The following is a 12,051-nucleotide window of genomic DNA, read 5'->3' on the forward strand; positions in this document are numbered from 1 at the left end:
ATTATAGTAGTAATTTAGAAGGCAGTAGTTTTATTTAATCTCTTAAATAAAGGGTTTTTGTGGTATTGTTTTGATCCAGCATTCGGAGCCACTCTTTTTATAAATCCCTTCAAAAAAATCATCAAAAATAAATTTTCAAGTCCTTGGATACATTATAATCAATCTAACAATCTTTTGTACTTTTTGGTTAAATTGGTACATCAATATCTTAACATAACAGTATACTATTGCCATTATTTAAGTAGAAATTTTTAACTAAAAATTAATCATTAGTAAAAAGATTAAATTACTTGATATTAAATACTATTTGCGTTACACTTCCATACATTAATAACAATTATACAGTTCAAGGAGAATAAATGACATTGAAACAATGGAAATCCAAATTATCCATTTTGGTTATAGTACTGTTCATTTTTACGGCAAATGCATTTGCAGAGAATAAACATCTTATTATTGGTATATCACCAGGCCCTTACGGTGATCTTTTTAAACAAGCGATTGCACCTAGTCTTGCACAAAAAGGGTATACCATAGAGATTAAAGAATTCAGTGATTATGTACAACCCAATCTTGCCCTTGCCAATAAATCAATTGATGCGAATCTCTTTCAACACCCCATGTATTTGAAAAAGTTTGCAGCGGACAAAGGTCTTAAACTCTCCGCACTGATCAGCGTTCCAACGGCAGGCGTTGGTATTTACTCTAAAAAATATAAATCGATTGCGGAAATTAAAGAGGGCTCTTCCCTTACCCTTGCCAATGACCCCACAAATCTAGCAAGAGCACTTCGTTATTTACAATCAGTAGGCCTTATTAAAATTAAACCAGAGATTGATGCAACGAAAGCTTCAGAGAAAGACATTGTGGAAAATCCAAAAAAACTTAAAATTCATCCGCTTGAGGCAGCTCAAATTCCTCGCACACTGGACAGTGTAGACATTGCTGTTGCTTCTGGAAATTATGCGATTTCTTCAGGTATTTATCCAACTGCGATTGATCGAGAAATTATTCCTGAAGACTATATCAACATCATTGCGGTCAGAACCGATGATTTAGATGCACAATATGTGAAAGATATCAAAGAAGTGGTTGAATCAGAGGCCTTTGCAAATATTATGAGTGATCCTGCTAAAATCTTCAAAGATTTTCAAAAACCTGCGTGGTTAAAAGCAAAAACAAAATAGAGTGTGAAGTACGGTATGTTTGTTGCATACCGTATGGATAGATTATTGGAGATTAGGTCATTATGGTAAATATCGAAAATGTAACGGTTACGTTTCAAACTAAAGAAGCCTCTTTTAAAGCCGTTGATGCTATTAATTTGCAGATTCAAGAGGGTGAAATATTTGGTATTGTGGGTACGAGTGGTGCTGGTAAAAGCACCCTTATTCGTACTATTAACCTTCTTCAAAAACCAACCTCTGGAAAGATATGGATTGCGGGAGAGGATATTACAGAATATACAGGATTAAAACTTAGAACCATCCGCCATACTATTGGGATGATTTTTCAGCATTTTAATCTCATTCATACAAAAACTGTTTTTGACAATGTCGCTTTTCCTATGGTTATTGCAGGAGCTTCTAAAGAGGCGATTTTACAAAGGGTTCCTGCACTTTTAGAGCTTGTCGGGTTATCGGACAAAATGCATGTTTATCCTTCCACCCTTTCAGGCGGGCAAAAACAACGTGTTGGTATTGCTCGGTCTCTTGCAAATAACCCTAGAATTCTTTTATGTGATGAACCTACCTCTGCACTTGATCTTGAGACAACCAATGCAATTTTAGATCTTCTTAAAGAGATCAATAAAAAATTAGGCATTACGACCATTCTGATTACTCATGAGATGGATGTGATTAAAAAAATTTGTAACAAAGTTGCCGTGATGGATAAAGGTGTCGTGGTTGAAACAGGTAGTGTTTACGATATTTTCTCTCTTCCAGAACACCCTTTTACACAAAAATTAGTCGCACATACGCTTAATCTTGAGTTACCCTTTCGTATTTTGCAAGATGTGCAAGGGCGTCTCATTAAGGTTGTTTATAATGGAGATAGAGCAGAAGAGCCCATATTAAGTGACGCGATTCGTACTTTTGGAGTGGACATTAATGTATTACATGGAAAAATTGAGTATATTGATGAAAAACCTCTGGGTGTACTTCTTTTAAATATTAATGCAAGTAGTGCTCAGATCGAACAAATTATAAGTTATCTTAAAGAGCGCACTGCATCAGTGGAGGTATTTCATGGATAGTTTTATTGAATTTTTGCCCGATCTTTTAAAAGCATTTTGGGAAACATTACAAATGGTGGGTATCTCTTTTTTCTTCTCCATTATTTTAGGTATTCCTCTGGGGCTTTTTCTTTTCATAACTGACAAAGGTCTCTTTTGGGAAAATAAATTTCTCAATCTATTCAGTGGTTTGCTCATCAATGTTGTGCGTTCGACTCCCTATGTTATATTGTTGGTTTTACTTCTTCCTTTGACACAAATGCTCATTGGCTCAACCATAGGCCCCATTGCTGCTTCTTTTTCACTTTCCGTTGCAGCGATTGCTTTTTATGCGAGATTGGTGCAAGTATCACTGTGTGAAGTCGATAAAGGCGTCATTGAGGCGGCTACTGCTTATGGTGCAACACCGTTCCAAATTATTAAAAATGTTTTGCTCCCTGAAGCACTTCCTGGGCTTATGAGGGGACTCACAGTCACAGGCATCAGCCTTGTAGGATACTCTGCCATGGCGGGTATTGTGGGTGGTGGAGGCGTGGGCGATCTTGCAATTCGTTTTGGATATTATCGTTATGAAACGGACATAATGATTATTACCGTTGTCATTCTTATTATTTTAGTGCAAATTCTCCAAGTATTTGGAGATAGCATTGCTACGAAAGTCGATAAAAAATAATTGTAGGCTCAAATAGTAGAGCCTTGGAGTAATTTTAGAATACTAAATTAACCCCGAAATAGTGCAGCACTTAAAGAATCATCTTTCAATTAAAGCAAAAAAACCATATTGATTTGATAAAGTAACATTACTAAAAATTAGGATGATAATCTATGTCTGTACTTTGGGACGCTTTAACAAATGTTGATAATCTTACAATTGCTTTACTACTTTTATCGCTAGGAATTGCTCTCTTTTATGAAATGATTAATGGTTTTCACGATACTGCCAATGCCGTTGCGATGATTATTTACACGCATTCTATGAAGGCACGTGACTCGGTTATTATGTCAGGTGTCATGAATTTTTTAGGCGTTTTAATGGGTGGAATTGGCGTTGCCTATGCTATTGTTCATCTGCTTCCTGTGGATATCATGGTTGCAACCAACAAAAATGCTTCCTTAGCAATGGTCTACGCACTTCTTATTTCTGCGGTCATATGGAATTTAGGGACATGGTATTTTGCCCTTCCTGTTTCAAGCTCGCATTCACTCATTGGCTCTATCATTGGCGTCAGTGCAACGTTTGGCGTTTTGAATGGGTTTGATATTTCCCAAAGTGTTAACTGGAAAGTCGTTTATGGTGTGCTTGCAGGCTTAGCCATTTCTCCTGTCATCGGCTTTGGTGTTGCATTTTTTATGATGCGGTTAGCTCGAAAATATATCGATAGTCCCAAATTATTTAAATCACCGACACAAGAAGAAAAACGTAAACACCCTAATTTTTGGGCACGTATGGGTATTATTGCCACAGGTGCAGGGGTTAGTTTTGCACATGGCTCGAATGATGGTCAAAAGGGCATTGGTCTTATTATGATTATTCTCATTGGTATCTTACCTAATTATTATGCCCTCAATATGAACTCACATCAGTATAAAATAACTCAAACAAAAGACGCCGCCAACAATTTAGCGAGATTTTATGCCGATAATAACGAAACCTTGGTTCAAATGGTAAGTGAAAAAAGGCTTACGAGTGCCCTTAAAACAAAAAATACCATTGCAGAGTGTAACGTTGATCAAGTTGGTACATCGGCATCTTTGGTTGCTCAAAAGCTCGATAATTTAAAATCCTACGAAGACCTTGTCGCAGAAGATATCTGGAGTGTACGTACTACGATTTTATGTTCCGATAATTTCTTTGCTCAAGCGGAAAAAATATATCTTATTGGGGACAAAGACAAGTCAGACTACATTGCTACGCAGAGAAAAGCACTTGTTTCTCCCATAGAGTATGCCCCTACGTGGGTCATTATGGCTGTTGCTCTTGCGATTGGTATTGGTACGATGATAGGATATAAAAGAATTGTTGAAACTATTGGTGAAAAAATTGGTGCTAAACCGATTAATTATATGCAGGGAACGATTTCTCAATTGACAACAATGATCACCATTTTATTGGCTAACTTTGTACATGCTCCTGTGAGCACCACGCATATTCTCTCCAGTGCTGTAACGGGTTCAATGGTCGCAGAACCTGATGGTGGTATCCAAAGAAGCACGGTGAAAATGATTGTTCTTTCATGGATTTTTACGTTACCCGTTACAGCAGTTCTTGGTTCGGCGATCTATATGCTTCTGAATTTTTTTATGAAATAAAGGAATTTTGATTGCCAAAAGCTTGGATACGTTGAAATGCTTATTTTTTAACATAGCCACTTTCATAAAGGATGTTATAATTTCGCATTATTTCAAAGGAAATGTATGCGTGTAGGAATTATCGGAGCGGGTGGTGTTGGTGTTGAATTGGTCAGCTATCTTTTGACGTTGGGCAATATGAGTGAGATCGTTTTAGTGAATCGCAATAAAGACAAAGCATGGGCAGAAATAGAAGATTTCTCCTATGTTGCATCTTTTACCTACGCACGAAATACCCACTTGCATCATGGCGATTACACCGATTGTGCGGGATGTGATGTGATCGTCATTACCGCTGGAGCAACCCTCAAAGGCAATCAAACCAGAGATGAACTTCTAGACGAAAATGCAACATTGATCAAAACCATCGTTCATGAATTACATACCTATGCGCCCAATGCCATTTTACTTATGGTGACCAATCCCGTAGATGTTCTTACCCACATCGCCTTTAAAGAGGGACTTTATCCACGTGAACGCCTTATCAGTGCAGGCACTTTGGTGGATACCGCGCGTTTTATGAAAATTGTCAGCCAGAAAGTAGGCATTGATCCTAAGAATATTAATGGCTATGTTTTGGGTGAACATGGCAAAGGAAGTACGCTTCCATGGAGTATTTGCAATATTTGTGGGCTGGATGTTGACACCTTTTGTGAACTCAATGGCTTGCCGTTGTTAGATAAAGCACAGATCTATCAAGATGTCATTCATGCGGGATTTGAAATTTTTTACAAAAAAGGCAATACGAATCATAGTATTGCTGCAAGTGTTTTTCGCATCATCCGTGCCATTGCTAACGATGAGCACTCTGTCCTCCCTCTAGGGGTTTATCTTGATGGCGAATATGGATTGAGCGATGTTGTTCTTAATGTCCCCGTCGTCGTTACCCGTGAAGGGGCAACTAAAATTCTTCATTACAAACTGCTTCCAGAAGAGCTTGAAGCGTTACATGTAAGCGCGCGCGTGATGCAAAAAATGGCGCGTGAAGTGCTTTAGCGCTCTCTCGCCCATTTCCAGTTTAAAATCTCTGGCATATCTTGCCCATACAGCTCAATGTAGGTTTTATGCTCACACAGTTTAGCACGCATTTTTGTTTTAATTACCTCCGCAAAAGGCTTCATTTTAGGCACGCGATCCATCACATCCATGACTAAATGAAATCGGTCCATATCGTTTAAAACGACCATATCAAAGGGTGTGGTAGTCGTCCCTTCTTCTTTATACCCTCTTACATGTAAATGGTCATGATTGGCTCTTCGATATGCCAAACGGTGAATTAACCATGGGTAGCCATGATAGGCAAAAATAACCGGTGTCTCTTTTGGAAAGAGACAATTAAAGGCTTCATGACTTAACCCATGTTGATGCTCTTCGTGAGGTTCAAGTGTCATTAAATCAACAACGTTGATAAAACGAATTTTAAGTTTTGGTACGACGTCATTGAGAATACTCACTGCCGCTAAGGACTCTAGCGTGGGAACATCACCACAACATGCCATCACCACATCAGGCTCACAACCTTCATCATTACTTGCCCATTCCCAAATACCAATTCCTTTTTCGCAATGTTCGATTGCTGCTTCCATACCAAGCCACTGAAGTTCAGGCTGTTTGCCTGCAACGATGACATTAATGGCATTGAAACTTTTAAGGCAGTGCTCCCCAACCCACAACAGAGTGTTAGCATCAGGGGGAAAATAGACATTGACAATATGAGCCTTTTTATTGACAACAACATCAATAAATCCGGGGTCTTGGTGTGAAAAACCGTTGTGGTCTTGTCTCCAAACATGTGAGGTTAAAAGATAGTTGAGCGATGCAATGGGTTTACGCCATGGTATTTCACGACTGGTCACCTTCAGCCATTTGGCATGTTGATTGAACATGGAGTCGATGATGTGGATAAAGGCTTCATAACAGGAGAAAAAGCCATGTCTTCCTGTTAAGAGGTAACCCTCAAGCCAGCCTTGACAGGTGTGTTCAGAGAGTATTTCCATCACTCTACCATCTTGAGTGAGATGGTCATCGGTTGCGTAGTGCTCTGCCATCCAGACGCGATTCGTCACTTCGAAAAGAGCTCCTAGACGATTGGACGCCGTTTCATCAGGGCCAAATACACGAAAGTTGTGCATGTTTTGCTGCATCACATCGCGTAAAAAATTGCCTAAAATACGGGTAGATTCGGCACTCGTTTTTCCATGATGCTGAACGTCTACTGCATAAGTTTTAAAATCAGGTAAATGCAAAGGTTGAAGGAGCGCTCCACCGTTGGTGTGAGGGTTTGCTCCCATACGTTTCGTGCCTTTGGGTGCGAGCGAAGCGAGTTTAGGGATAAGTTTGCCCTTTTTATCAAAAAGCTCTTCGGGTTTATAGCTTTTCATCCAGTTTTCAAGAATAGTAATGTGTTCAGGCTTTTGATCAAGTGCTGAGAGTGGCACTTGGTGTGAACGCCATGAGCCTTCTGTTTTGAGCCCATCGACCTCTTTAGGACCGCTCCAGCCTTTGGGACTTCGTAGAATAATCATTGGCCAAGAAGGACGCTCTGTACTTCCGTTGACTCTGGATTCATGCCAAATCGTTTTAATTTTGGAGATGATGCTATCCATCGTTTCAGCCATTTTTTGATGCATTGCCATTGGCTCATCGCCTTCAACAAAATAAGGCTCATAACCATATCCGATGAAGAGTTTTTCAAGTTCATCGTGTGAAATACGCGCCAATACCGTTGGATTGGCGATTTTGTAGCCATTAAGATGCAAGATAGGAAGCACTACCCCATCACGTTTGGGGTTTAAAAATTTATTGGAATGCCATGCGGTAGCCAGTGGGCCTGTTTCGGCCTCACCATCGCCTACTACGCAACACGCAATCAAATCAGGATTATCAAAGACCGCACCATACGCATGGGAGAGGGCATAACCCAGTTCACCTCCTTCATGAATAGAACCCGGTGTTTCAGGTGCGGCGTGACTGGGAATACCTCCTGGAAAAGAGAACTGTTTAAAGAGCTTTTGAAGTCCCTTCTCATCTTGTGAAATATCAGGATAAATTTCGCTGTATGTTCCTTCTAGATACGTGTTGGCAACGACAGCGGGTCCTCCATGTCCAGGTCCTGCGATAAAGAACATATTGAGATCATCTTGAATGATAACACGGTTCATGTGCGCATAGATAAAATTAAGCCCTGGTGTTGTACCCCAATGTCCTAAAAGGCGAGGTTTAATATGCTTTAAACTCAAAGGTTCTTTCAAAAGAGGGTTATCAAGCAAATAAATCTGCCCAACGGAAAGATAATTAGCGGCACACCAATAAGCATGAATTTGTTGAAGTTCTTGGTGTGAAAGTGGTTGATGTTTCATAACAACTCCTTTAGGATGAGTCATGATTATGCTACTTCAATTTTACTTAAAACATATGTATTATATTTTACATGTAAACGTAAAAAAGCGTTTTATGTTTTGCAAACTATGCTACAATTTGCGCTTAATTTACATATAAAAAGGCTGAATATGGGAATTAGCATTAAAAAGCTTGAAGCATTGGTAGATGATGTTGTTTTACCCTTTGAACAATTTATTATGGAAGATACAAGATTGGCTCGCTATTTATCCAATCCAGATGTTGCAAAAGTACATAACTTAGCCGTTGCAAAACTTACAATTTACATTTATTCTAATCTTAAACATGCGTATGGCTTAATCCAAGAAGGGGCACAAAAACATAAGCTCAAGGAAATTCCCCTTGAAAATCTTAGAGAGTTTTATTCGCTCTATTTTGTACTTTGCCGTGAATGGAATCAACAGCATTTTGAAGCCGAAGATCGTTTTGGAAAAAACTTGGAGATCATAGAGCAGTTTGTATATGACTCTTTTGCGAAAGAAAATGAGAGCAAAGAAGAATTTTTTATCTATGATTCACCTGAAATTTCGCAAGATATAGCCAAAATGCACTATAAAGACGATGCTAAAATCAGTGCCGTGAATTTTTGTGCAGAAGGGAGCATTGACGAGCTCGATATTCAAGATATTTTAGAAAGTTGTGATGAGCTGGCTGAAGTGGTACAAGACTATAACATCGCGTATGATGAAGCCTATTTTTTAGGTGTTAAAGAGCGTCTAGATTCGTATGCAACTGTTTTGGAAAAGAATTTAGAATTTCGCGATTTAGGTTATAGCATCGCAAAGCTCTCTTTATCGCTGGAAGAACATCTTGATTCCTTACCCAATCATGCCAATAAAAAGAAAATTCTAGTCATTTTAAATGCTATTGTTGAAGATTTAATTGGTTGGACAAATGCTATTTTAAAAGAAAAAACAGCGATCGATATCCACTATTTAGATGCGTCACTTTTCTCAAGCATTATTCAGTTTGAAATGATGCTCGCACCCGTCGTTGAAGAGGAAGATTCATTAGAATTTTTCTAATTTTGTGTGTTGTATTATAAGGATTGAATATGCTTTTAGCCATTACCCATCTGCCTTCACCTAAGCTACAAGAGTGTGAATTAACCTTTTTAGAGAGTCAAGCGATTGATATTGAAAAAGCCAGAATAGAACATAAAAATTATTGTGCTATGTTAGAGCGTTGTGGCGCAAAAGTGATTGTTTTAAATGACAATATCGCGTGTCCTGATAGTGTTTTTGTGGAAGACCCCATCATTGTTTTTGATGAGGTAGCGGTGTTGACCTCTATGGGCGTGGAGTCACGTAGGGCTGAGAGCGCGTCGATGGAAAAAGTCTTTTCGAAGTACCGCAAAATTGAGCGCATTGAGTTGCCTGCTAAAATTGAAGGCGGTGATGTTCTTAAAATTGGCAAAAAAATATTTGTGGGTGAATCCGCCCGTACCAATAAAGAGGGCATTCAAGCACTCGAAGCGATCATCAAGCCGTTTGGTTATGAGGTGATTCCTGTCAAAGTGACAGGTTGTTTACATCTTAAAACAGGAGTTACCGCTCTTGATGAAACAACCGTTTTGATTAACTCAAATTGGGTGGATGCTACTGCCTTTGATGGCTTTAGCAAAGTCGAAGCACCTGCGATTGAACCGTTTGGTGCCAATGTCCTCAAACTGGGTGAAATCATCTGTATGAACGAGGCGTTTCCTAAAAGTATTGCATTGGTAAAATCGCTGGGTTACAAGGTTGAAACGACCAATATCAGTGAATTTGTCAAAGCCGAAGCAGGACTGACGTGCATGAGTGTTCCCTTTACATGTAAAGATTAGAAGAGTGCTTTTATAAACAAAAAATGCTCTTTTAGATGTAAAAGAGCACCTCTTAGCTTGAAAAAAGTGAATAAGACTATAATAAAGCATGGCAAAAAGATTTAGGAAAAAGTAGGTTCGCATCCATGCAAAATCAACACCACTTTGATAAACGTGAACTCAAAATCATTGGCTTTTTATCGCTTCTATTTGTTATCTTGCTATTGTTCAATCATGCCCTCAATTATCGACTGCTTAAAGAGACCATCCGTTCGTACGAAAATAGCATTTTGATGCGTGTGAGTGGAAAACTGACCGATTGGCTGGATGAGCGCTTTACACATATTGAAAAAGTGAAATATTTTTTAGAAAAATCTCCTATTACCACCAAAGATGAGTTACGTTTTGCGTTAGAGCAGATTAAAGAGACAAGTCTTTTTCCCTATCTTGTTATTGGTATTGATGATGGCGCATTTATCACTTCTGAAGATAAATATACGATGGTGCCAACCGGGTACGATCCTCGTATACGTGAGTGGTACCGGGATACTTTGAAAATGCAAAAAACCAATGTGACAAGACCCTATGTAAGTTTGCGCGTGAATCAACCTACGGTTTCGGTTTGTACCCCTGTGCATATCTTTAACGGCGAGGGCGTTGTGTGCGGTGGGCATCTGTTTGAGGTCATTCAGCAGTACATCTCTAGTTACGATCTTTTATACGATAAAGCCCTCTATTTGGTCGATGAAAATGGCATCGTGCTTGCGAGTTCCAACCACCATAAAGATGTTCCCAACTTTTTACATGTAGAAACCATGAGCAGTGATTTTTTAGTCCTCAAAATTCCACGAACCAACTGGAATCTCATCTTTGAAAAGAACCAAGCGATCTACAGTGAGCGCCTTAATATACAGCTCTTTATGAATCTTCTTATTTACGGTGGAAGCATCGCTTTGTATATTATTCTCAACCTGTTTTGGCTCTCTAAAAATCGCAAAGTTGAAAATGAGCTCAGCAAGCAGAAAAATTACTTTCATGATTTTATGCAAAATCATACGAGCAGAGGGCTCATTATTTGTGATTCACATGCCAAAATTGTCTTTTGCAACCACACCTTCATGAAGCTTTTGAATCTTCAAGAGCCCATAGAGGAGCACAATTTTCATGATATTTTAGAAAACTTAGTTGCATTGGATAGCTCTGTCAAAAAAGAAATTTGTCTTTTAATCACACAAACACAAGAGAGTATGCAGGCAAAATACCTCAATATCGGGCATGCAGATAATGGAGCTGAGCAGCTTTTACTGACTTCCGCTCCTTTTGGTTCGCATGAAAAACAGAACAGTGGCTTTTTACTCTACCTGCAAGATACGACGGAGATGCAGGCTTCAGGCGAAGATCAAAAAAGCTGCGGGGATGTCGCATTTAACGCGCATATTGAAAAATTGCTTCTGTTTATTGAAAAGAATATTGACGATGAACGTTTGGATATTAACAAACTCGCTCATGTCTGTGGCTACTCAAAATACCATTTACAAAGGATTTTCAAAACCTATTGTGGTGAAAATATTGCTTCGTATTTAAGGCGTTTACGTATGGAAAAGAGTGCGTTTTTACTCAAATATTCTGAAGATAAAATCTCTGCCATTGCTACGCGTTGTGGGTTTAGTTATAACCAATCGTATATTCGCGCGTTTGAAAAGGCGTATGCGCTTTCTCCGAGCGATTTCAGAGATCATCATATTACGGATATACACACTTCTTTACGCTTTGAACATCCTGAGTATGAGATCGTAGAGCTTCCTTGCATGAAAATGCTGCATATTTACAATACGATGAGCGATAAAGCACTCTCTAATGTGGAAGATTTATTTGAAAATTGCCATGATTTAGCCAAAAATGAGTTCCCTTTGGTGGGGATTTATATGAATGATCCGAAACTGAGTCTCGCTGAAGTTGACACTGTTATGCCGTATGCTTTTGGGGTGATTTTAGATGAAACGCAACCTCAAATAAAGAAAAACTTTCCTATCAAAGTGCTTGAAGCGGGCAAGTATGCCAAGATACCTTTTGATCCATCCAAAAATGATTTGGAGGAGTTTATTCAAAAAATCTATACCACGTTTTATAAAACCAATGCCTATGAGTCTACCATCATGCCGATCTTACAATTTCACCACACATCACGCGAAAGTTACCTTGAAGACTTCGCGCAGAGCAGTGATTTTTTCATTTTTATCGCCTCTTAAAATCCTTCGCTTTC

9 protein-coding genes are annotated in these 12,051 nt (G+C 38.9%); 8 read left to right on the forward strand and 1 reads right to left on the reverse strand.

The features are described from left to right. Positions 1-359 precede the first annotated feature (359 nt). From SJPD1_RS01940 to SJPD1_RS01960, 5 genes are all read left to right on the forward strand, one after another. The gene (locus SJPD1_RS01940; protein ID WP_096045734.1) at positions 360-1,187 is read left to right on the forward strand and encodes a MetQ/NlpA family ABC transporter substrate-binding protein; all 828 of its coding nucleotides are present in this window, start codon (positions 360-362) and stop codon (positions 1,185-1,187) included. Positions 1,188-1,249: 62 nt separating this feature from the next. Next, positions 1,250-2,257 (forward strand): methionine ABC transporter ATP-binding protein, encoded by a 1,008-nt coding sequence (locus SJPD1_RS01945; protein ID WP_096045735.1) that lies wholly within the window; start codon positions 1,250-1,252, stop codon positions 2,255-2,257. Continuing rightward, on the forward strand, positions 2,250-2,909 hold the full coding sequence (locus SJPD1_RS01950) for a methionine ABC transporter permease (RefSeq protein WP_096045736.1): 660 nt from the start codon (positions 2,250-2,252) through the stop codon (positions 2,907-2,909). The genes SJPD1_RS01945 and SJPD1_RS01950 overlap by 8 nt, the downstream gene beginning before the upstream one ends. Positions 2,910-3,061: 152 nt before the next feature. Continuing rightward, positions 3,062-4,546, forward strand: coding sequence for an inorganic phosphate transporter (locus tag SJPD1_RS01955; RefSeq protein WP_096045737.1), 1,485 nt, complete (start codon positions 3,062-3,064; stop codon positions 4,544-4,546). A 105-nt stretch (positions 4,547-4,651) separates the two neighbouring features. Further along, positions 4,652-5,581: a lactate/malate family dehydrogenase gene (locus SJPD1_RS01960; protein WP_096045738.1), complete on the forward strand. Its 930-nt coding sequence runs from the start codon at positions 4,652-4,654 to the stop codon at positions 5,579-5,581. On the opposite strand, the gene SJPD1_RS01965 is transcribed toward SJPD1_RS01960, so the two are convergent. Next, positions 5,578-7,944 carry a phosphoketolase family protein gene (locus tag SJPD1_RS01965; protein ID WP_096045739.1) on the reverse strand — a complete coding sequence of 789 codons (2,367 nt, stop codon included), beginning with the start codon at positions 7,942-7,944 and terminating at the stop codon, positions 5,578-5,580. The genes SJPD1_RS01960 and SJPD1_RS01965 overlap by 4 nt on opposite strands. A gap of 150 nt (positions 7,945-8,094) precedes the next feature. Between SJPD1_RS01965 and SJPD1_RS01970 the strand changes: the two genes are divergently transcribed. From SJPD1_RS01970 to SJPD1_RS01980, 3 genes are all read left to right on the forward strand, one after another. Beyond that, positions 8,095-9,009, forward strand: coding sequence for a hypothetical protein (locus tag SJPD1_RS01970; protein WP_138070096.1), 915 nt, complete (start codon positions 8,095-8,097; stop codon positions 9,007-9,009). 29 nt (positions 9,010-9,038) lie between these two features. Continuing rightward, complete coding sequence (locus SJPD1_RS01975; protein ID WP_096045741.1) at positions 9,039-9,809, forward strand: dimethylarginine dimethylaminohydrolase family protein; 771 nt, start codon at positions 9,039-9,041, stop codon at positions 9,807-9,809. Positions 9,810-9,934: 125 nt separating this feature from the next. Continuing rightward, positions 9,935-12,037 carry a helix-turn-helix domain-containing protein gene (locus tag SJPD1_RS01980; protein ID WP_096045742.1) on the forward strand — a complete coding sequence of 701 codons (2,103 nt, stop codon included), beginning with the start codon at positions 9,935-9,937 and terminating at the stop codon, positions 12,035-12,037. Positions 12,038-12,051 lie beyond the last annotated feature (14 nt).

The organism is Sulfurospirillum diekertiae, assembly GCF_002309535.1.
Classification (GTDB): Bacteria; Campylobacterota; Campylobacteria; order Campylobacterales; family Sulfurospirillaceae; genus Sulfurospirillum; species Sulfurospirillum diekertiae.

Excerpts from the sequence above, each read along its gene's own strand:
- SJPD1_RS01945 (WP_096045735.1), top strand. The coding sequence starts at position 1,250 with ATGGTAAATATCGAAAATGTAACGGTTACGTTTCAAACTAAAGAAGCC.
- SJPD1_RS01955 (WP_096045737.1), top strand. The coding sequence starts at position 3,062 with ATGTCTGTACTTTGGGACGCTTTAACAAATGTTGATAATCTTACAATT.
- SJPD1_RS01940 (WP_096045734.1), top strand. The coding sequence starts at position 360 with ATGACATTGAAACAATGGAAATCCAAATTATCCATTTTGGTTATAGTA.
- SJPD1_RS01950 (WP_096045736.1), top strand. The coding sequence starts at position 2,250 with ATGGATAGTTTTATTGAATTTTTGCCCGATCTTTTAAAAGCATTTTGG.
- SJPD1_RS01975 (WP_096045741.1), top strand. The coding sequence starts at position 9,039 with ATGCTTTTAGCCATTACCCATCTGCCTTCACCTAAGCTACAAGAGTGT.
- SJPD1_RS01965 (WP_096045739.1), bottom strand. The coding sequence starts at position 7,944 with ATGAAACATCAACCACTTTCACACCAAGAACTTCAACAAATTCATGCT.
- SJPD1_RS01960 (WP_096045738.1), top strand. The coding sequence starts at position 4,652 with ATGCGTGTAGGAATTATCGGAGCGGGTGGTGTTGGTGTTGAATTGGTC.
- SJPD1_RS01980 (WP_096045742.1), top strand. The coding sequence starts at position 9,935 with ATGCAAAATCAACACCACTTTGATAAACGTGAACTCAAAATCATTGGC.
- SJPD1_RS01970 (WP_138070096.1), top strand. The coding sequence starts at position 8,095 with ATGGGAATTAGCATTAAAAAGCTTGAAGCATTGGTAGATGATGTTGTT.